Origin of the sequence: uncultured Methanobrevibacter sp. (genome assembly GCF_947170395.1) — an archaeon.
In the GTDB taxonomy this organism is placed as follows: domain Archaea; phylum Methanobacteriota; class Methanobacteria; order Methanobacteriales; family Methanobacteriaceae; genus Methanocatella.
The window spans coordinates 1-20,050 of record NZ_CAMVTE010000007.1 but is presented as its reverse complement, the minus strand read 5'-3'; the positions used below and the strand labels follow the sequence as shown (position 1 = coordinate 20,050).

At 35.9% G+C, this 20,050-nt stretch carries 23 protein-coding genes; 6 read left to right on the top strand and 17 right to left on the bottom strand.

Features of this window, described 5'->3' with window-relative positions; translation table 11 throughout:
- Nucleotides 1–45 precede the first annotated feature (45 nt).
- On the bottom strand, nt 46–1,116 hold the full coding sequence (locus Q0W04_RS02965; protein WP_298500245.1) for a metallophosphoesterase: 1,071 nt from the start codon (nt 1,114–1,116) through the stop codon (nt 46–48).
- Nucleotides 1,117–1,217: 101 nt separating this feature from the next.
- On the opposite strand from Q0W04_RS02965, the gene Q0W04_RS02960 reads away from it, so the two are divergent.
- Nucleotides 1,218–2,342, top strand: coding sequence for an AAA family ATPase (locus Q0W04_RS02960; protein ID WP_298500242.1), 1,125 nt, complete (start codon nt 1,218–1,220; stop codon nt 2,340–2,342).
- Nucleotides 2,343–2,349: 7 nt separating this feature from the next.
- Here Q0W04_RS02960 and hemA read toward each other — a convergent pair whose 3' ends face one another.
- Genes hemA through Q0W04_RS02945 form a run of 3 tightly spaced genes read right to left on the bottom strand, consistent with a single transcriptional unit; the run spans nt 2,350 to nt 4,650 of the window.
- Nucleotides 2,350–3,549: a glutamyl-tRNA reductase gene (gene hemA / locus Q0W04_RS02955; RefSeq protein WP_298500239.1), complete on the bottom strand. Its 1,200-nt coding sequence runs from the start codon at nt 3,547–3,549 to the stop codon at nt 2,350–2,352.
- Entirely contained in the window at nt 3,546–4,166 is a 621-nt protein-coding gene (locus Q0W04_RS02950) for a bifunctional precorrin-2 dehydrogenase/sirohydrochlorin ferrochelatase (RefSeq protein ID WP_298500234.1), read from the bottom strand. Before Q0W04_RS02950 ends, hemA begins: the two co-directional genes overlap by 4 nt.
- A 1-nt stretch (nt 4,167) precedes the next feature.
- Nucleotides 4,168–4,650 carry a methanogenesis marker 9 domain-containing protein gene (locus tag Q0W04_RS02945; RefSeq protein WP_298500231.1) on the bottom strand — a complete coding sequence of 161 codons (483 nt, stop codon included), beginning with the start codon at nt 4,648–4,650 and terminating at the stop codon, nt 4,168–4,170.
- 176 nt (nt 4,651–4,826) lie between these two features.
- Here Q0W04_RS02945 and Q0W04_RS02940 point away from each other — a divergent pair, with 176 nt between their 5' ends.
- Nucleotides 4,827–5,519, top strand: a complete 693-nt coding sequence (locus tag Q0W04_RS02940; protein WP_298500228.1) for a M48 family metallopeptidase — start codon at nt 4,827–4,829, stop codon at nt 5,517–5,519.
- 6 nt (nt 5,520–5,525) lie between these two features.
- Here the strand turns inward: Q0W04_RS02940 and atwA are convergent, their stop codons facing one another.
- The 11 genes from atwA to Q0W04_RS02885 form a co-directional block, all read right to left on the bottom strand.
- On the bottom strand, nt 5,526–7,124 hold the full coding sequence (gene atwA / locus Q0W04_RS02935; RefSeq protein ID WP_298500225.1) for a methyl coenzyme M reductase system, component A2: 1,599 nt from the start codon (nt 7,122–7,124) through the stop codon (nt 5,526–5,528).
- Nucleotides 7,125–7,197: 73 nt separating this feature from the next.
- Nucleotides 7,198–7,908: a tRNA-dihydrouridine synthase gene (locus Q0W04_RS02930; RefSeq protein ID WP_366938623.1), complete on the bottom strand. Its 711-nt coding sequence runs from the start codon at nt 7,906–7,908 to the stop codon at nt 7,198–7,200.
- Between the two features lie 30 nt (nt 7,909–7,938).
- The gene (locus Q0W04_RS02925; RefSeq protein WP_298500219.1) at nt 7,939–8,700 is read right to left on the bottom strand and encodes a GTP cyclohydrolase III; all 762 of its coding nucleotides are present in this window, start codon (nt 8,698–8,700) and stop codon (nt 7,939–7,941) included.
- 21 nt (nt 8,701–8,721) lie between these two features.
- Nucleotides 8,722–9,627, bottom strand: coding sequence for a 2-phospho-L-lactate transferase (gene cofD, locus Q0W04_RS02920; protein ID WP_298500216.1), 906 nt, complete (start codon nt 9,625–9,627; stop codon nt 8,722–8,724).
- An 8-nt stretch (nt 9,628–9,635) separates the two neighbouring features.
- Nucleotides 9,636–10,400: a coenzyme F420-0:L-glutamate ligase gene (locus Q0W04_RS02915; RefSeq protein WP_298500212.1), complete on the bottom strand. Its 765-nt coding sequence runs from the start codon at nt 10,398–10,400 to the stop codon at nt 9,636–9,638.
- 33 nt (nt 10,401–10,433) lie between these two features.
- Nucleotides 10,434–11,060 (bottom strand): IMP cyclohydrolase, encoded by a 627-nt coding sequence (locus Q0W04_RS02910; RefSeq protein WP_292813140.1) that lies wholly within the window; start codon nt 11,058–11,060, stop codon nt 10,434–10,436.
- 14 nt (nt 11,061–11,074) lie between these two features.
- On the bottom strand, nt 11,075–11,488 hold the full coding sequence (locus tag Q0W04_RS02905; protein WP_298500208.1) for a biopolymer transporter ExbD: 414 nt from the start codon (nt 11,486–11,488) through the stop codon (nt 11,075–11,077).
- An 8-nt stretch (nt 11,489–11,496) separates the two neighbouring features.
- Nucleotides 11,497–12,336: a MotA/TolQ/ExbB proton channel family protein gene (locus Q0W04_RS02900; RefSeq protein ID WP_298500205.1), complete on the bottom strand. Its 840-nt coding sequence runs from the start codon at nt 12,334–12,336 to the stop codon at nt 11,497–11,499.
- Between the two features lie 91 nt (nt 12,337–12,427).
- Entirely contained in the window at nt 12,428–13,042 is a 615-nt protein-coding gene (gene rnhB, locus Q0W04_RS02895; protein WP_298500202.1) for a ribonuclease HII, read from the bottom strand.
- 40 nt (nt 13,043–13,082) lie between these two features.
- Nucleotides 13,083–14,156: a rod shape-determining protein gene (locus Q0W04_RS02890; RefSeq protein ID WP_298500199.1), complete on the bottom strand. Its 1,074-nt coding sequence runs from the start codon at nt 14,154–14,156 to the stop codon at nt 13,083–13,085.
- A gap of 2 nt (nt 14,157–14,158) precedes the next feature.
- Nucleotides 14,159–14,797, bottom strand: a complete 639-nt coding sequence (locus Q0W04_RS02885) for a hypothetical protein (protein WP_298500196.1) — start codon at nt 14,795–14,797, stop codon at nt 14,159–14,161.
- A gap of 389 nt (nt 14,798–15,186) precedes the next feature.
- Between Q0W04_RS02885 and Q0W04_RS02880 the strand changes: the two genes are divergently transcribed.
- From Q0W04_RS02880 to Q0W04_RS02865, 4 genes are read left to right on the top strand one after another with little or no spacing between them, the layout of a single operon-like run.
- Complete coding sequence (locus Q0W04_RS02880) at nt 15,187–15,888, top strand: archaetidylserine synthase (RefSeq protein WP_298500193.1); 702 nt, start codon at nt 15,187–15,189, stop codon at nt 15,886–15,888.
- A 51-nt stretch (nt 15,889–15,939) separates the two neighbouring features.
- The gene (locus tag Q0W04_RS02875) at nt 15,940–17,109 is read left to right on the top strand and encodes a DUF515 domain-containing protein (RefSeq protein WP_298500191.1); all 1,170 of its coding nucleotides are present in this window, start codon (nt 15,940–15,942) and stop codon (nt 17,107–17,109) included.
- A gap of 37 nt (nt 17,110–17,146) precedes the next feature.
- Nucleotides 17,147–17,869, top strand: a complete 723-nt coding sequence (locus Q0W04_RS02870) for a class E sortase (protein WP_298500187.1) — start codon at nt 17,147–17,149, stop codon at nt 17,867–17,869.
- Nucleotides 17,869–18,243 carry a dihydroneopterin aldolase family protein gene (locus Q0W04_RS02865; protein ID WP_298500184.1) on the top strand — a complete coding sequence of 125 codons (375 nt, stop codon included), beginning with the start codon at nt 17,869–17,871 and terminating at the stop codon, nt 18,241–18,243. Before Q0W04_RS02870 ends, Q0W04_RS02865 begins: the two co-directional genes overlap by 1 nt.
- 3 nt (nt 18,244–18,246) lie before the next feature.
- Here the strand turns inward: Q0W04_RS02865 and mfnA are convergent, their stop codons facing one another.
- Together mfnA and Q0W04_RS02855 are read right to left on the bottom strand one after the other, a co-directional pair.
- Nucleotides 18,247–19,404, bottom strand: a complete 1,158-nt coding sequence (gene mfnA, locus Q0W04_RS02860; RefSeq protein WP_298500181.1) for a tyrosine decarboxylase MfnA — start codon at nt 19,402–19,404, stop codon at nt 18,247–18,249.
- Nucleotides 19,405–19,463: 59 nt separating this feature from the next.
- A partial coding sequence (locus tag Q0W04_RS02855; RefSeq protein WP_366938620.1) for a putative PEP-binding protein occupies nt 19,464–20,050 on the bottom strand: 587 nt, incomplete at its 5' end.

Here is a 20,050-nt window from a genome sequence, read left to right as displayed (position 1 = left end):
AATACCTAAGTTAATATTAGATGAAAGTCATTTAAAAACTTATATTCAATTTCTCTTTTTCAATTTCAAAACGACAATCTCGGAATCGGTTCCCCATCTCATTGGAGTATCCATTGAACCGACACCTGTTGTCACATGAATATATTTGCCCAAATCATTCTTGAAAAGACCCATATTGTATTCGAACAATCTTTCTGCAAAGGTTTTTGCAGGATAGAACTGTCCCCCATGAGTATGGCCTGAAAGCTGGATGTCAAAACCAATTTTGGAAAACTCATCAAAATAATAGGGGACATGATAATTTATGATGTTTACAAAACCGTCACGAATAAGTGTTTCATCAATTTTTGGAACTGCCCTATCCTCAAAACTGAATGTCAAGCCGAAAATATTAAGACATTCAAATTCAAAGCTTTGATTATCCAAAATAATGATTCCTGCCTTTTTGCATGCTCTGAAGACATTTTCAAGACCAGGATAGAAATCATGATTTCCCGGAGTGAATATTATAGGCATATTGACCTTTTTAAGTTCACAAAAATCATCCTCTTCAACAACAGATGACCCGTCGGCCAAATCACCAGATATGATGGCTATTTCACAGGTATCTTCAAGTTCCTTCAACTTATCTGCGACCTTTTTAATGACTTCCCTGTGCCTTACAGAACCGAAATGAACATCAGACAAATGAGCAATGTTTATTTCACGGGACAAATTATCCAACACGATTGTCTTTTCATTTACAACCAGTTTATGAGCCTTATAATAATTGTAAATGCCTAAAATCGGAACAATAGCCAACAATGCAATTTTAATCATCAAAGGCAACTCAACAAACATGCCAAGAGCATAAATGATTATTATATCAATTAGAAACATCAATGATGCCCACATCCAAACGCCGTCAACCGTCTGGCACATCCTGCCCATAGGTGTTGACTTTTTTGCCTCAAAAAACATCGGCACAACATGCAGCAGACCAATAACCACAGTCAGTAAAATCAAATAGATGTCACTGACATCACCCAAAAGCGCCAATGTGTATTTAAGCAGGAAAAATTCAAACAGCATATAAAATGGCGTCATGAATACGACTCTTCTTGTTCTAAAACTCATAAACTATACTCCCATTCAATAGATATATTACTTTCAACAACTATTTAAATAATTAAAACAAATAAGAAAAATGTTAAAATTGAGCCATAGGAGGTGATGATTTGAAAAGTGACAACAAAAAACAAGAGATGAAATCAGCCAATTCCAAACCGGTCATTAAAGATAATGAAAACAAAGACTATGCTGAGCTTGTTGTAGTTAAACCTGTTGGTTATCCATTTGAATTCAATTTGATGGACGAAGATATAGAAATTACCAACACCAAGCTATTTGAAGAATATGCCCGTGAACAGTGGCTGGGATTGGAGGTATGCGAAAAATCACACTTGTTTGATCAAAAAATCATCCCGGATTACGGTTTTGAGATAGTAACCGCAAAACCAAACAACTCCATAATTTCTGAAAAGACAAAAATCAAGATTATAACAGACGAATTGAACAAATTAAACGATAAATCAAAAATCAAATCAAAATTACTGCTTTCAGACATTGTTGGACAGAAAAATGCCAAAAACAAGGTCAAGGTGATAACAAAATATCTGGAAAACCCCGAAACATTCGGACCATGGGCACCGAAAAACATTCTCTTTTACGGACTTCCCGGTACCGGTAAAACCATGCTTGTCAAGGCCCTTGCCAACGAGCTTGATGTTCCATTGTATTTAATCAAGGCAACTTCACTGATAGGCGACCATGTTGGAGACGGTGCATCTAAAATCCACGATTTGTTTAAAAAAGCAAGCGAAAATTCACCATCCATAATATTCATAGATGAAATTGATGCAATTGCACTTCACAGGTCATTTCAGTCTCTAAGAGGAGACGTTTCAGAAATAGTAAATTCACTTTTAACCGAAATGGACGGAATAAGTGAAAATGAATCAGTAATAACAATTGGAGCTACAAACAATCCGACATCACTTGACTATGCTGTGAGAAGCAGATTTGAAGAGGAAATCGAATTCAGTCTGCCTGATGATGAAGAAAGATTAGCCATCATTGAAAAAAATCTGAAGACAATGCCTTTGAAATACGATTTGGATTTGAATAAAATCGCCAAACTTACCAAAGGACTGTCCGGAAGGGACATTAAAGAAAAGATTCTGAAGACCGCCCTTCACAATGCAATAGCCAATGATTCCAACATGATTGTCATGTCCAATATTGACTATGCAATAAAATCAACAAAAATAAAAAATCAGGATATCAAAGGGATGTTTGAATAAAACATCCTTATTTTGAATCGAAAATGTATTCTGCAGCTTCAATAATATCCTTGTTTTCATCCTTTGCGGCTGCCTTAACATTTTTGGAAATGTCAAAGAATATCTTATTGACAATGGAATTTGTTAAATTATCAAGAATTTTTGCACTGCCATCTATATCAGCCAACTTAACACTAGCTTTTTGAGTTTCACGTTGTCTTATATCTTCCATAGATGCTCTTAAATTACCAAGAATTTCTTCAACTTCCATTATTTTGAAGCTTTCTTTAAGTAAAAGGAACTCTTCTTCGATGATGTTTTCAGCTTCACCGAACTCCTTGATTCTGAGGCGAGTATTTTCATCAGCAATTTCCCTTAAATCATCAATATTGAAAGATTTAACACCCAATTCACAGACATCTTCAGATATATCACGAGGATTTGCAATATCAACTATCATCAAGCTTTCATAATCCCTTTCAATACCTAACAGACGTTTTTTATCAATTATTGCATGTGGAGCACTGGTTGCGCTTATTACCAAATCCGCAGTGGCCAAATATTCTTCCAAATCATTGAATAAAATAGCTTCTCCACCCAAATCCTTTGCAAGGTCAACTGCAACATAATAAGTTCTGTTTGCAACAAAAATAGCATTCAAATCCTTTTCTGCAAGCGCCTTGGCAACCAATCTGCCCATCTTTCCGGCACCGATAACAAGAACTGACTTGTCATCCAAACTGCCGATATGCTTTTCTGCAAGATCAATGGCTGCAGAACCGATTGAAACAGACCCCTTGTTAATGTTGGTCTTGTTTCTTACAACCTGGCCAACGTGAATGGCCTTTGTAAAAATTGCATCGAGGGATTTTCCGCAGTGATGATTTTTTACTGCCTTATTCTTTGCATCCTTTACCTGACCCAAAATCTGGTCTTCACCGACAATCATGGATTCCAGACCTGAAGTCATACGCAGCAAATGCATAACCGCTGATTGACCATATTCAATTAGAATGCTCTGATTTTCATGGGAGAGCAGTTCATCATCTTCCGGAATGTTGTCATTGTTAATGTAGTATTCCTTCCTGTTGCATGTTGAAATCTCCACATATTCTCCAACGGAATATTTTTCCTGGAGTTTCCAGAACAGCTCATCCATTTCCTTTGAAATATTTTCCATTGACTGAATATCAGCCATCTTATGGTCAACCCTTAAATTAAGTATCACTCTAATCCCCTTATTAAATTGTCAATATAAGCCTTGGCCTCATCAAGTTTTCTCTCTTCAATCAAATCATTAATATGCTCATCTTCAAAAATTTCATAAAGGTATTTTCTCCTCTCTTTCTGGTTTTCAAGATTTTCCTTTAACATTGAGCGCGCATAATCCTGAAGCTCTATTTTCAGAATATCCTCTTCAGTGATTATTGACTGAATCTTTTTTCTTAACTGACGAGCCATCAACGGGCTTTTGCCGTTTGTAAAAATAGATATTTCAATTTCTCCAATATTGAAACTTGTCGGAACAATAACATCCCCTTTCTGTGGAAAATCGGCCCTATTGACCAATTTGTCGTGAGCTATTCCGCAGACATAATCACACATCTCTTCATCACCGCTGGCGACAACAACAATATCAGACCACTCAACCAAATCGTCGACATCATCAGTTGAACACAAGACAGCCCCCTTATGTTCCAGTTCATCTGACAGACTGTTTCCCGCCAACCTTACATTGGCACCATGGTCTAGAAATTTATTGGCACGCCTGGTTGCAACTTCACCAGTTCCCAAAATAAAAACATTTAAATTTGAAGTTTTCAAATAAAGAGAAGTCCAATCCATTTTAATCAGAATTTTCAAGAGATCTTGCATGCAAAACTTTTACAGCTGCTCTTAAATCATTATTGCATTCGGTTAAAACATTCATGGCTTCCAATTTACTTACATGGAATGTTTCAGCCAATGCTTCTGCTCGTTCATCAGGATCAGGTTTTTTAACGCCAACCAACTTTTCGGACAGCTCCTTTTTCAAGTCCAAATATTCATCATGACTCATTCCCATATTCCTTAAAGTCATGTCCCTTAACGGACAAGGTTTTGATGGTTTGCAACACCAAATAAGTGAACCGAAACAAGTTCCGGCACCTTCCCCTAACCGGGTTTCTTTTCCGAATTGAATTTTAATATCTATATACTCTTGAGGAGTTAAGTTAACTTCCTGTAATGCATTTAAAACTGGACATGGTTTGACTGGAGGGCAACAAAAAGCCAATCCTCTAACATCCCCGCCTCTGCAAATATGAGATGGCGCATCTTCCCAAGTCATAATAAACCTCCGAACAATAATAGTAAAAATTACAAAATAATAATATAATTTATTGAAATACTAAATATATAATCTTTTGTGAGAAAAATATATAATATTCAAAAATAGTACTTATAAATATACCATACCATACTATCTGCAACACCAAAATCAGGTTAATAAATCAGGTTTTTAAAATGACAAAAGAAACAACAATTATTGAAGGAATAGCCATCACATTACACAGAAAAAACATTAAAAACATGTATATGCGCATTTTGCCCCCAGACGGTGAAGTCAAAATCTCTGCGCCACTGTTTTTATCCGACAGAGATATCGCAGATTTTGTAAAATCCAGAAAAGAATGGATTTTAAAAAAACAATCATACATAAAAGACAATAACATCAAAGCACCTCTGAAATATGACAACGGCGAAAAACACTACCTTTGGGGAAAGGAATACACAATGCAGCTAATCTCAAATGAAAACATAAAGCATGTTCTGGTGGATAAAGAAAAATCCATCCTGTATTTGCCGATTCCAAAAAGAAGCACAATTGAAAAAAGAGGAAAGATACTGGCAGAATTTTATAGAAGCGAGATGAAAAAGGCCATACCCCCTGTTTTGGACAAGTGCACAAAAATCGTCGGAAAAACACCATCTGAAGTGAAAATCAGAAACATGAAAAATTGGGGAAACTGCAGATATCAGGACAAAAGAATAACACTGAATTTGAATCTGGCAAAAAAAGATCCCATATGTCTTGAATATGTGATGATACATGAACTGTGCCATCTGATTGAATTCAATCACGGCAAAAAATTTAAAAAATTAATGGACGAATTCTGTCCGGAATGGAAAAAAATAAAAAAAATATTGAATGAATAAGAAGAACTAATGTTCTTTAAGCATGTCTTCTTTTTCATCTACAGTTAATTTGTCAACTATTTCTTCAGGAGTGCCTATATCAAGGAGTTTTCCTCCTCTCATTAAGGCTGCCCTGTCACAAACATCTAAAACAAAGTCCATATCGTGAGAAATGATAATGAATGTTTGTTCCAATTCTGCACGGGCTTTCAAAATGGAATCGGTTACGACAACACGTGTAACAGGATCCATTGTACCTGTAGGTTCATCCAAGACGATGAGATTAGGTTCTTTTATTAAAACCTGTGCAAGTGCAACCCTATGCTTTTCTCCTACACTCAACTGGTCAGGATATTTATCCAAAATTAACTGAGCGTTTGCATCTGTAAAACCAACAGTGGTCAATGCATGAATAGCTTTAATTTTACCGAACTCCGCAGGCAAGTTTAAACTGATAGCATCAGTCAAGTTACCCAAAATGGTTCTGTGAGGATATAAAGAATATTCCTGGTGCAATAATCCGATATAAGGCATGATACGTCCACGGTTAAGAGGACCAACTTTGGTCATGTCAATCCATTCATCACCAAGTTTGATTTGAATATCTCCACTACTTGGTTCGGTCAATCCCATTAACATACGGGTAGTGGTTGTTTTACCGGATCCGCTTAAACCTACAATACCGAAGATTTCTTCCTTGTTAATTGTTAAGTTTATACCGTCAACAGCCTTTACAACACCACGTTCAATTGAATAATAATGTTTTTTAACATTTTCAAGAACAACTTCAGGTTCACCGAACTCAGGGATTTCCGGTTTTTTAGGAATAGGAACTGTTTCCATGAAACTGTCTACAACTTCCTGAGGGTTTCCTTCCTGTTTAATCTGACCGTCCTCGAGCCAGATTACTTCATCTGCAAGTTCAACCATTACTTCAGGCCAGTGAGATGTGATTAACATGGTAATTCCTTCATCCTTCACACCTTCTTTTAAAGTATTGTGAAGTTTTACCGCAGTTTGCGGGTCTAAAGTACCGGTCGGTTCATCTGCTAAAAACATCATAGGGTTTTTAGCCAATTGTCTTGCAAGTACAACTCTCTGTTTTTCTCCACCACTCAAATCACGTGCAATGTGAGTAATCCTATGGTTCATCTGAACCATTTCCAATAATTCCAAAGCGAAGTAAATCTTTTCTTCATACTGTTTGTCATCACCCATTGCCCTCATGACATTCTCGATAACTGTTTCTTCATCATATAATGCGAAGTTACGTTGCAACATGATGGAAATTCTTCTTTTAATGCTTGCAAACAATTTCCTTTCACAATTGAAGAAATCAACTTCCTGAGTTTCAAATGTTGCTCCGCAGCTGCATTTCTTGCCGCCATGAGATGGGGACTCGACAATACCACAATCAGGACAAACTGCAACATTGATTAAAATTTGTCCACCGTCAGGCTTGTAATCGAGTGTTCCTCTGAGCATATTGATTAAAACAGATTTTCCACTTCCACTTCTTCCCAAAATACCTAAAGTCTCTCCTTCACTAATCTTTAAATTAATATCTTTAAGAACATCAACACCATCAAAAGTTTTGGTAATATTCTTAAGAGTTATAAAATCCATGTAATCACCTATTGAAATAATTTTTATTTTAAACCATTAATAATGTTTTCTAATAACAATTGTTTTAAAAATATTAAAAATTAGAAATATTAAAATCTAAATTACCGGAAATAACCCCACGAGCTATTGAAAAACCGTTTACACCAGTTTCAATCATCTTTTTAATATTGGCTTCGCTGTTAACAGAATTATTTCCAATAACTTGAATATGAACATTATTACAGATTTCCTTTAAAAGACTGTAATCTGCATCGAAAACTCCCTTTTTCATAGCATCAACATGCAAATAATCAGCACCAGCATCTTCAATTAAACAAGCTACAGCCAATGTATCTACTCCATCTACATTAGCCCTGATTTTAACTGAAACTTCACAATCAACATTGTCAACAACTTGAGAAATAAATTTTTTCAAATCAGCCCTTTTTAACATTTCTTGTCCACAACCAATACTTAAAATCTCGTCTTGGCGGCAATGACAATTAATTTCAACTATATCCAAATCAGGAATATTCCCAACATCAATTATTGGTTGAGGAGTTGTTGACCTAACATTTGCTGATACCTTTACATTGCTGTGAACCCTTTTGATTGAAGCAACCTCTCTTTCAATGTGTGAAAAGATATCGTTTAAAGGAAAGTCAAATTCCTTTCTTCCACGAGCGATAATCTTTTTGCTTGCTTCAATTGTTGGAGCATCTAAACTGTATCCCCCCAAAGTAGCCACATCAAAACCTAATGGAATAACCCTATTTAAAAAATCAGCATCAGTTATTCCAGCCATAGGCGCAACTACTTTAATCATAAATACTCCCTAGTATTCCTTTTCAATTACCCAAGTCCACATTTCATTATTATGAGCACGAATTTCTTCAAGACCTATATCAGCCATATAAGCTGCATCTTCAGCGTTTTTACCTCTTCCGATACCTGCTTTGAGTTTGATACCAATCTCTTCATCAATTTCGACCATGATGTCTTCAATTTCCTGTTCGGACAAACCGTTACATGGAGACATGAAGTTATCCCCACCTATGAAGAACAGCAATGCTCCTTTTTTGATTAATTTAGTCATCAAGTAATGTTGAGCCTTATTAACCATAAAACTTGTATCAAATGCAGATTCTATATCAGTTAAGGTTTCTGTAACACTATTGATGTCAATGTGTGCTGCCTGAACAAAACTGTCTTCCTCACTAACCAAACTGTCGATAGCTAAAATTTCCTTTCTCTCACCGGATTGAGCACTACCTGCCTTTTGAAGAGCAATGGTAGCTAATTTTTGAGCTTCGTGAGGAGTTTCTGCAGCGCCAACACCCATACTAATAGTGATAGGGTATCTGTTTCTGATAGATCTTTGAATTCTTAAATGGTCCTCTTCATCAAGACCGTTTGAAATCGCAAGCAAGTTGTCGAATCTTGTAAAGAAAACTAAACCTTTTTTATTTCCAAAATGATTATTTAAATCAGCAAATAAACTTGCCTGTAGCATTTGTAAATCAGATTCAGTTCTCGGCCTTGGAGTTACTGTCCAAGGACCATAATTGTCAATTTGTATTAAAGTCATTTGTATCATTGAATAACCGCCTATAAAATATTAAGGAATATTTTCAATAATAATTTTAGCCAAATTTTTTTTAGCATCTAAATTATTCATTATAGTATTTGTTACTATTACCTTATTAATTATTTGATTTACCTTAATTTTTTTGTCATCATCTTTTGCATCGATTACCATCATATCCAAAAAATCACTATACATTGATGCAACACCTGCTGCTGAGACTTCAACACCAAGTGCATTCATGAATTTGTTTGCAGGACCTGAAACGGCACCCGAACCAATAATCGGAGATATGGCAACGACAAAAGTATTTTTTAAAGCTTCCCTTACACCTTCCAAAGACAATATCGGTGAAATGGAAGTAACCGGATTTGATGGACCGATAATAACCGCATCGGAATTATTGATTGCATCTATAATCCCCTCGGCCGGAGAAACCTTTGAGAATTTAACGTCCAAAACTTCAGGCTCTGAACGGTGTTTTATTAAGAAGTCATGAAACTCCAGCTCACCCATATCGGTGACTATTTTGATGTCTGAGTTTTCATTACTCATCGGGATGACTCTGCACTCAAGACCCATGTTTTTCGCCTGAATTTCACAGGCCCTTGTCAAATCGTACTTTTCCATCAGCAATGTTTTCTGGATTTTGGTGGCCCTGTCCTTATCACCAATCCTTAAAAGTTCAGGACATCCAATTTCCTCAAGCCTTTCATGAGTGATGAATGTGTCATCCTTAATTCCGTACCACAGCTCATCGTTGATTAAATCTGACATGGTATACAGTACAGTATCAATATCTGCCGATACGTAAACTCCCGCAAAGTAATCGTTTTCCAATGTATTGACAATGATTGTCAATTCGCTTGGATCGATAATCTCTTTTAAGCCTTGCAATAATTTTGGGGTTCCTGTGCCCCCTGATAAAACAGTAATCATAAAACCACTTATTTTCTAAATACGTCGAACTCCTTCGGCATGATTAACGGAGATATGTCTGAGTCAACATTTCTCAAATCATCGAAATTGGCAAATCCACGAATAAGAACAACCGGCAATCCTTCATCTGCCTGCCCCATGATAAGAGATGCGGCAGCTGCAAGTTCATCTGCGGTTGCAATTTCAGTGGTTTCAAGTTCACGGCCGTACAAATCCTTTTCTCCAACCCTTTTCCAAAGTGGTGAAATACCTGAACATCCGATTGCAGTTCCGATTGCTCCGAACCTGAATGCTCTTCCCTGAGTATCGGTTATGATTACGGCAATTTCCTCGCCAAATTCCTTTTCCAAATATTCACGAATTTTAAAAGCGGACTTGTCGGCATCAACAGGCATTGGAGTGGCCAGACCTTCACCGACGTTGGACTCATCAATTCCTGCATTTGCACAGACAAAACCCTGTTTGGTTTCAGTAATGATGAAACTGGGACCCACTTCAACAACCTCATTGGATTGCTGGATAATTGCTTCAACAAGTTTGGGGTCCTTATTGGCTTTTTTAGCCAAATCCAAAGCCTCATCGGATGGGGCCAGTTCGTCCAATTTGATGAAATTTCCTTCAGATTTTGAAATTAAAGTTTCTGCGATTAAAATAATATCCCCATGCATGATTGAGCAGCCTTGCTTATCGATTGCATCCTTGATGATTTTTGAAACATCATCACTGTCATCAACAATGGGAATATTCTCTAAGCCTATCAGTTCAATTGTCATAATATCATCTAAAAATTAAAAAAAATAAAAGAATTATGGATTATAGACATCAATAGTCCATTCTCCATCAAAAACAGCAGCACATGAAGTTACTGGCTTTTTATAATTTGCAAAAGTACCTTCATCGAAAATAAATTTAGCAGATTCGGTAGCGGTTTTTGCTTCAAACTCAACCAAATCATGTACCTGGCTTCCATATGTTGAAATGAATACTGCATCCCCATATGGGATTTGTTCAACCAACAATTTCTTATCGTTAGCTATTCCAACATAACAGCCATATTCGTCCTTTTTGTTAGTGGATGTAACAACAGCGGCAATTCTTGGAGTATGATAATCATCCTTTTCATAGTCCATAGTGAGCAATGAATATGCAATAGCATCTTTGATATTCATTCCTAAAGCAATTTTATCTGCTATAACATCAGTATGAGAACCGTTTGACACAATAGCCATATCCCTTACAATACGAATACAATTGTATGTGATGTATGTGTTCTCATAAATATCCTTTTCAAAACCTTCCTTCGGAACAATCGCTGCACGATTTTCAAATTTCAAACATTGCCTGTTTGGAAATGACCTGCTTGAAACACGATATGCCACAAAAGGTTTACCATCATTATTCATTCCTGTTGATAATATTCTACCTGTATACACAATAATTCCCCCAATTAAACTTCAGGACGTTTTACAGCCTCATCCGGAGAGATTCCAGCAGGAGTTGTAATGTCTATTTCACCCGGTTTAATGGAAATTTCTCCTTGATCAATTACTTTGCCCAGAACACCAACGGCGCTACCCGATATCGTATCAGACTTATCAACACCGTTGACTGTAACCTTATGCAAGTTAGCTACAGGCATAACATAGTATTGAGCATCACCCGAAACATCGGTGACATTTGGCTTTCCGGATGCATCTTCTGTAACATCAGCATCATCAGTTTGAACATCAGTAGCTGAAAAGTTACTAGTAACCACTAAAAAAATCATGATTGTGAACAGAATATCAATAAAAGGAACTAAATTAATACTTGGTTTTTGATCCAAAACTTTCTTCTTATAGTTTCTTACATCAATAGCCATCCAATCACCTATTGTTTTAGCTTACTTTCAGTTATTTCAGCATTAACATTACATTTTTCTAAAATAATATTTGCAATACTCTTATCTAACATACTCGGCTTGAATGAAACCTTAATATTGGCATAAGGGTCAGATATCAATCTTGTGTTAACAACACCTTCGGCTTCCTGAAGGGCCTCAAGTGCACATTCCACATTAGAATCAACTCTAACCTTAACAACTGCGAATCCCCAGTTGGTCATTTTAGTGGCAAGTTCAATCTTATCCATTTCCGCTTCAATAAGCCCCTGGATATAGGTATAAACCGGCAACAATATAATGGCCACCAAAAGACCCATGATTGTGGTTGTCAATGCAACATAAATACCTTCAGCCATTGCTGCGGAATCCGGATGAACCCCCAATGATTTGAATGTCATCCAAATACCGATAACAGTACCAATCAAACCTAAAAAAGGAGCGAGTTCCGTAATGGTTTTAATAGTACTCAATCCTTTAGTCATCTTTGCCACTTCAACGATGAAAATCTGCTCCATACTTTCCTCAACTTCAGTCTTATTCTTATAACCGATTTTTAAAGTTTCAGAAATAATCTTAGAAATAGGATTCTTAAAACCGTTTATTTGCTTTAAGGCTTCAACAGCACCGCCTCTTTCCATAGATGCGGTAACCACCCCAAATATTTCAGTGGTATCAACCTTACTGATTTTTCTAAGGTAAGCGATTTTTCTTATTGAAATAACAAGACCATAAATTCCAACAAAAAGAATTATGTAAGTAATAATTCCACCCTGAGAGAAAATGTCAACAATCCCATCAAGAAGTGGAGTAACGTATTCAATAATCATTTTTATCCTCTATGTTTATTATTATCGAAAATTTTATAAGAATATTATATTTTTTCATATACTTAAATATTATTTAAAAAAAATCTTAAAATTACTTCATTTTGGCTACAGTAGCCCATGACCTTCTTACAAAATCCGGCATTTCATCATAAGTATAATTAGTTAAAAATTCCTTTGTTTTTGGATCTGAAGGATAACCTGAACCAATGCCTCCAGATTTAATAAATTCCTTGTTGATTTGCGCTATATGATCATCTCTTTCTGCTTTAGCAATGATTGAAGCTGCACTGACTTCAATATATTTGTCATCTGCCTTATGTTCTGCTATGACATTAACACCAGTATCACTGCAGAGATTATCCTGAAAACGTTGTGCCTTTACATCAACGGCATCGACAATAGCCTTTTCGGGTTTTATTTTAAGCAGAATAGATTCCATTGCATTTTTTTCTATTTCATTGAGATTGATTCCATCTGCTCTCATCTCATCAATTTCACGAGCTGAAATCACAACAATCTCATATTCAAACATCTTTTTAAGCTTTCGAGATAAAATAGTTCGTCTGTGGGGAGCTAATCTTTTGGAATCCTTAACGCCCATACGCTCCAACACTTTTTCCATCTTTTCAGGTACAACCACACCTGCAATAACCAAAGGCCCTAAAACAGATCCTCTGCCTGCTTCATCAATGCCTAAAATATCCATAAAAATCAAATAAAAAAAAGAGAAATAAATAAAAATTTATTTATTTCATTGCCCTAAGACGGACTTCAGGTTCTAATGCAAGAGGTTCAGCAGCTACAATAGCAGTACCTTTTGCAACAACAGTCATCGGATCATCGGAAATTTCTATAGGAATTCCAATTTCATCGAAAATCCTTTCCTTAAGACCTCTGAGTCTTGAACTTCCACCGACTGCAACGGAATTGTTGTAAACACCCATCATCAATTCTGGAGATAACCTTTCCAATATTACGTTTAAACCACCGATGATTTGTTGAATATAAGGCTCTACAGCTTCAGCAACCAACATTGAGTCAATTACAACTTTTTTAGGCCTGTTTGTTTCTAAGGATTTACCAATGACTTCCACACTTAGGTTTTCAATTTGTTCTGAACAGTGAACCATACCCACTTCAATTTTTGCAGATTCGGCATCATGAATACCGATAGCTACATCATATTTTTCTGCAACGAGTTCAACTATTCTGTTGTCAATGTCGTCACCGCCACATCTTACGGTTTCGATATCGTTAATACCACCAAGAGAAATTACAACAACATCTGTTGAACCTGCACCGATATCAATAACCATTGTACCGTTCGGTTCAGCAATAGGCAAACCTGCACCGATAGCTGCAGCCAAACCTTCACTGATAACTAAGATATTTTGTGCACCAGCTTTTCTACCAATTTCTTCAGCAGCATTCTTTTCCACTTCAGATGCGTCACCAGGAATACCGATAACGATTCTTCCAACGCTTTCTCCCTCATTAATACCGATTTGCATTGCTTTAATGAGTAATGCCTGTGCCTGTACAACATTCTCGATTACTCCTTTTTTCAAAGGCCTTACCGCAAGAATGTCTTCTGGAGTTCTTCCAAGCATCCTTTTAGCTTCTTCACCAACAGCTAAAACTTCTGATGGGTCATCCTTTTTAACTGCAACAACGGATGGAATTTGATATAAGTCAAATTTATCTCCGGAAGGTTTTGCAATCACGGTATTTAAAGTTCCTAAATCTATTCCTAAACTATTGCTAATGACTCTGGTATCATCAACTTGTGGTTCTTCCTCGTCTTTTCCAAAAATATTCATGGTTAATCCTCCGTTACAATGTCTTTAAAGTCTATAACGAATATCTTATTAGATGTAGCTATACTTTGAACCTTTCCGACATCTGCATCGTTTTCAACAGATACAACAAGAGTTGTTAAGACAACCTCATTTGCATTGTAAAAAGGTTTCAAAGCAGATTTGATGAAATTTGGTAATTTAACATCCTTATTTATATCAACATCAATGAAACTAGTAGTCTGAGATTCCTTAAGGATTTTGAAATGAATCCTTGACCTCTCGATTGTCGATACGGCACGCCTTATCACATCATCAGGTCCGACAAACACCATCACATTGGATTCCTCGGAAAGATACCTGCGCGGCACCTTGACATACGCCCCGCCATAGTCTTTTGTAGCGTTTTCGAAATTGTCGATGACAATGGAATTGCCGTAAAGCATGAGAAAATCAAATTTTTTATCCAATTTTCCATCCTTCAACATCACATGTTCCCTGAACAAAATCTTTATTGTTGAATTGGACAGTATGGCTTTGTAGGCCATTTCATCAACCAAATCAACATTGCCTGCAATGACACACCAATTTTTCTCGATTTTATAATCCTTATCGGTTGTGACCCTTGCAGCCTGTCTGAGAACACGGATATTATCTTCTATCATTTGACTACTCGCAATTTAAATTAATATAAACTCACATATTAAAAATAAATAACCATTAAAATGCATTGAAAAATGAATTTTAAAGCTACTTACCTAACGTCTAACACTTAATATTTATTAAAAATATTATTATATATATGTTATCTTTTAGTGTTGATTTTTCAAAACTAATTAATAAATTACAATTTTTTAACCAAAGTAAATAATTACCTTGACTAAATTAAAAAAAAATAAACAGTAGCAAGTAAATTTTAAAAATATAAAAAAAATAATTAAACCATTAAAAAATAACACTTATAAATAATTAAAAACAAATATTAATAAAAATAAGGCGAAAACAAAGATAAAATTAATAACCTATGAAATTAAAAGTATTACTGGAGTTTAACATGAAAATCGAAGATACAAACATTAAAAAATTTATTGCAATATCTGATGTGATATCATTACTAAACATGTGCTGCGGATTTTTATCCATAATCTGTTCCATAAATCATGATTTCAGAATGGCCGCTCTGTTAATGATATTTGCAATCATGTTCGACTCAGTAGATGGTTGGGTAGCAAGAAAAACCAACAGGCAGGACTCATTTGGATTTGGAAAAAATATAGATTCACTATCCGATGCAGTTTCCTTTGGTGTGGCACCAGCAATTTTTGTGTATTCAACTATTAACACCACATCAGCCATTATTCAATCCATAGGTTTACTAATAAGTTTATTAATTGTTATCTGCGGAATTCTAAGATTAACAAGATATAATGTGATTGCGGATAAGATTGAAACTAGGGATTTCATTGGATTTCCAATACCTGGAATTGCATTCATAATAGCCACATTATACCTAAGCGGAATATACAACATTTACCTTGCATTCCTCTTAAGCGTTGCAGTTTCACTGATTATGATAAGTACAATAATTTATCCCAAATTTGACAATGTTCCTATCCTTGCAATATCATGTATATTAATTGTGTTGTTAATTTTGCCTATAAACCTTGTTTTATACGGCATAAATATCCCTGCACTATTACTGTTAGTATTTTGCCTATACTACCTAATAATTAATTTAATCAAAAACTATCTATAACACCATTAAATTAATCCATCTACTTTTAATTGACTGATTAGGAGTAGAACCATGACTACCAAAAGACCGCGAGATCCATTGTTTCCGAAAGGTTTTGAAGAAACTAAAGACATTAAACAGCAGTTTAGAGAAGAAAATCTTCCAAAACCCAATAAAAAAGATGAATTAAGTCCTCTGAAAAGATTAAATCATAAAATTGGAATTTATCTAAACCCAAAAACAACAAAAATAACAGAAGATGAACAGAAAAGAAAAATTGGAATCATAATCACGACACTGATTCTGATTACACTGATTATAACTTCCTATTATTTCCTGATTTACCAACCGCAGCAGGAAGAACTGTCACTTGTAAAAACCACAAAACTAAATGAGCTGCATGATTTATATTCAGGACCTCTGGTAACCTCATCAAACGCATTGATGCTTGAAAACAAAATCAATGATGCAAGAAGCACAGGCGAACTTGAAAGCATAAACATTCTATCGCCCGCTACAAAGGACTGGAGATCATATCACAAAAAATCGATTACCGCCAATCAGGATGATTACAACAGGACAATGGTCGTTTATGAAAATGAAAGCAAAGACGTTTTGATGAACAGCAGAGATGCAATGAATATTGTAAGCAGCAATGATGCCACAATATTATCCAAGTTAAAATTTGAAAAACCAAATACCGTTTCGGTACCTCTGCTTGTATCAAGACTTCAGGCCGGGGCAGGACTTATCAATGTGGGCAGCATAGTTGACGTTTACTTGAGCAACAATTATACTGAAGAAGGCATTGACAATAACACTACCAGTCCAGAAATAAGCGGCTGTACGGTTTTATCCATCATGAGATATGAAGAAAACGGCGAAATCGATTCCGAATATTCCAAATCAAAAATGAACGTGAAAGGAAATACCACCTACCCTACAGAAAATACTAAAAGCTTTTCATCCAACGTATTGGAACTGCTTAAAGGGTCTATAATTGAAGGCTATGATGAAAAGCAGACAATCGACATGCTTAAGGACTATGGTATCAAATTATCCAATTACGAACGCCAAATCAATCTTGGAGATTTGGATGCTCAGTACATGATTCTGATTGAAACACCACGAGATAAAGTCAATTTCATGATCAACAACATGGACAATATTGTGCTGACAATCCCAACGGCAAATGCGCCAAATTGGATGGTCAATGAAATCAACACCACATATTCAAACTGAAAAAATTATTATATTAGGTCATTACAAAAGTGATAATATGAAAAAGCCAACTATTTCAACTATAATCGTTATAATTTGCATACTTATAATTGGATTATATGCTATGGGGGAAGTCAATTATTTCTCTTCAAAAATTGCTGTGGAAAGAAATGTTGAAGCTCCGACAATTGTAATTCCATCCATAGGTGTCAATGAAAAGATTAACAATGAATCATTATCACAGGGGGTTCTGCACGAACCTAGTTCATATGTTCCATTAACCGGAGATGTGCTCCTGTTTGGACACAGGACTTTGCAGGGCTCACCATTTTTAAGACTTAATGAATTGTCCAATGGAGACGAATTGGTTTTGGAGTGGCCTGGAATTGGAGAAATGAAATATAAAGTGGTGGATTCAACCATTGTTCCGGCAACATATTCACTTAATGCCGAAGAGGGTGGAAACTATTTATACTTAATTACATGCGATCCTATAGGATCTACAGAAAACCGTTTAATCATAAAGGGTGAATTAAGCGAGACCAACCCTATAAATACACAAATCCTTCAGGACAATCCGCAGGAATCAAATGCACTGATTATAACTGCAATATTTTTAGTGGCAGGATTGATTTTCAGTTTCATATATCCTAAAGACCAAAGGATTTACATATTGGCAATAATCCTAATCATATTCGCAATTTTATTATATTGCTGTATAAATCCAATCCCATCGGAACTGATATATGACAAGATTATCTTTTTGAATGGAGGAATATAATGGACGTAGACAAGGAATACTTTTCAAATATAACTACACGTGAAAGAGCCATATTTGAAGGAGCCATCAGTATGGGAGCGCTTTTCCACCAGTTTGTGGGAACTCCCGTAAACCAAACCACCAAAAAAAGCCTGGAAACAAGTATGGAAGAATCACTGAAGTTACAGCCTGCAATTGAAGATGTAAAGGTAAACATCCGATTTGACAAACTCGAAGAGTCAATGACAGAATTCGAATACACATCACTTACAGGAGACATGCTGGACGTTAAAATCTACACAAAAGTTGAAAATGTCACCGCAACAATAAGGATTGAGTTTATAGAAGAACTTAATTATCCTTTAATGTATGTGGAAGACATTAAAGAAGATTGAAAGTTAATATATTTCTTTTAAATCTTCTAACAATTCTTTTATATGATTCATTTTAATATGATTCATTAAAACTACACGAATGGATTTCGGGCACTTTGCAACGGAAACCTTCCAATCTAATTTTTCCAATTTTTGGGCAAGCTCGTTGGTTTCCATATCCGGATGATTGAATGCAACAATATTAAGTTCAGGTTCACAAACCACATCATAGCCTATCTCAACCAAACCGTCATAAAAAAATCGGGTTGTTTTCATCAAATCTTCAGCCAAATCACAATATCCTTTTCTGCCAAAGTATTTCATTACAGCATAGGTTGCCGCTGAAGAAGCTCCCAGACGAGTTCCAACAATTGTGGACTGTGTCTTTACGGTCAGATATGGGGAGTCAACCGCCATGACTTCGAGATATTCCTCTTTTCTAAAAATTATTCCCCCGGCAGGAATTGGAGCCAGACCCATTTTATGAGGGTCAACAGTTATTGAACAGACCCCTAGAAGGGAAAAATCAAAATCAGGTAAATCATATCCCCTCTGCTTTAAAAATGGAATGGAAAATCCTCCAAATGCCGCATCCACATGGAAATATATATTTTTTTCAAAGGCAATTTGTGAAATCTCTTCTATAGGGTCAATCAAACCCAATTCAGTTGTTCCAGCAATAGCTACAATAGCCACAGTCCTGTCTGAAATTACTTCCTTCAATGATTCCACATCAATCTTGTAATTTTCATCCAACTGGGCTTCGACAATCTTTAGATTCAGCATGTCGGCCGCTTTTTTAAAGGAAAAATGCGCAGATTTAGGAATGATTATCTCACCATCTACAATTCCCTTATATTTTCTTGCATGGTTTCGGGCAGCCCGAATTGCCATGAGGTTAGCTTCAGTACCTCCTGTCACGATATTTCCATAAGCAGAATCAAGAGACAGCAACTCACCAATAGATTCAATTACTTTATTTTCAATGGATTTTGTTCCTTTAAAAAGACCTGGATCTCCCAGATTTGTGTCAAGGAATTTGCAGTAAACTTCCTTTGCAAAAGGATGTGCTTCAGTACACATGGATCCTAAGATTCGGCCGTCACCGTAATTGCAATCCAGTTCATGAAGCTTGGAGAGTTCCTCTAAAATAACATTCTTGTCTATTGGTTCATCTTGCATAAAACAACCTAACTAAAAATAATTAAAATAAAAATAAAATAAAAAAAAGAATAAAAAGATTATTCTAAACGTTTACGGGCAGCGTCAAGAATAATTTTTTGTTCAGCTCTAGCGACAGTTTTTCTCACATCAGCTATAGCATCAGTATTTGATGATACACTTGTAATTCCAAATTCAACAAGTTTTTCAACAATGTGAGGTACACTACCTGCCTGACCGCAGATACTGCATTTAACACCTGCTTCAGCACATTTTCTGATTGTTCTTTCAATCAGTTTCATTACTGCAGGGTGTTCTTCGGAGTAGTGTTTTGCTACAAACTCGTTGTTTCTGTCAACTGCAAGAGTGTATTGGGTTAAATCGTTGGTTCCTAAACTTACGAAGTCGATACCAACTTTAATGTATTCATCAATCATTATTGCAGCTGCTGGAATTTCAACCATCATTCCGAAATCAACATCTTTGTGAGGTTCAAAGCCAATTTCAGAACAGAGTGCTTTTGCCTGTTTAAGTTCTTCAGGGCTTTGTGACAACGGAATCATAATACCAATGTTTGTGTATCCTTTTTCATGCAATTTTTTGATAGCTTTAAATTCACATTTAAGGATTTCAGGCTGATCGAGTTCTCTTCTGATTCCTCTCCAAC

Excerpts from the sequence above, each read along its gene's own strand:
- Q0W04_RS02880 (WP_298500193.1), top strand. The coding sequence starts at position 15,187 with ATGAAAATCGAAGATACAAACATTAAAAAATTTATTGCAATATCTGAT.
- Q0W04_RS02905 (WP_298500208.1), bottom strand. The coding sequence starts at position 11,488 with ATGGCTATTGATGTAAGAAACTATAAGAAGAAAGTTTTGGATCAAAAA.
- mfnA (WP_298500181.1), bottom strand. The coding sequence starts at position 19,404 with ATGCAAGATGAACCAATAGACAAGAATGTTATTTTAGAGGAACTCTCC.
- Q0W04_RS02870 (WP_298500187.1), top strand. The coding sequence starts at position 17,147 with ATGAAAAAGCCAACTATTTCAACTATAATCGTTATAATTTGCATACTT.
- Q0W04_RS02915 (WP_298500212.1), bottom strand. The coding sequence starts at position 10,400 with ATGACAATTGAACTGATAGGCTTAGAGAATATTCCCATTGTTGATGAC.
- Q0W04_RS02965 (WP_298500245.1), bottom strand. The coding sequence starts at position 1,116 with ATGAGTTTTAGAACAAGAAGAGTCGTATTCATGACGCCATTTTATATG.
- Q0W04_RS02940 (WP_298500228.1), top strand. The coding sequence starts at position 4,827 with ATGACAAAAGAAACAACAATTATTGAAGGAATAGCCATCACATTACAC.
- Q0W04_RS02865 (WP_298500184.1), top strand. The coding sequence starts at position 17,869 with ATGGACGTAGACAAGGAATACTTTTCAAATATAACTACACGTGAAAGA.
- Q0W04_RS02875 (WP_298500191.1), top strand. The coding sequence starts at position 15,940 with ATGACTACCAAAAGACCGCGAGATCCATTGTTTCCGAAAGGTTTTGAA.
- Q0W04_RS02900 (WP_298500205.1), bottom strand. The coding sequence starts at position 12,336 with ATGATTATTGAATACGTTACTCCACTTCTTGATGGGATTGTTGACATT.
- Q0W04_RS02925 (WP_298500219.1), bottom strand. The coding sequence starts at position 8,700 with ATGATACAAATGACTTTAATACAAATTGACAATTATGGTCCTTGGACA.
- atwA (WP_298500225.1), bottom strand. The coding sequence starts at position 7,124 with ATGGATTTTATAACTCTTAAGAATATTACCAAAACTTTTGATGGTGTT.
- Q0W04_RS02950 (WP_298500234.1), bottom strand. The coding sequence starts at position 4,166 with ATGGATTGGACTTCTCTTTATTTGAAAACTTCAAATTTAAATGTTTTT.
- Q0W04_RS02945 (WP_298500231.1), bottom strand. The coding sequence starts at position 4,650 with ATGACTTGGGAAGATGCGCCATCTCATATTTGCAGAGGCGGGGATGTT.
- Q0W04_RS02930 (WP_366938623.1), bottom strand. The coding sequence starts at position 7,908 with ATGGCTGGAATAACTGATGCTGATTTTTTAAATAGGGTTATTCCATTA.
- rnhB (WP_298500202.1), bottom strand. The coding sequence starts at position 13,042 with ATGGATATTTTAGGCATTGATGAAGCAGGCAGAGGATCTGTTTTAGGG.
- Q0W04_RS02885 (WP_298500196.1), bottom strand. The coding sequence starts at position 14,797 with ATGATAGAAGATAATATCCGTGTTCTCAGACAGGCTGCAAGGGTCACA.
- Q0W04_RS02890 (WP_298500199.1), bottom strand. The coding sequence starts at position 14,156 with ATGAATATTTTTGGAAAAGACGAGGAAGAACCACAAGTTGATGATACC.
- cofD (WP_298500216.1), bottom strand. The coding sequence starts at position 9,627 with ATGATTACTGTTTTATCAGGGGGCACAGGAACCCCAAAATTATTGCAA.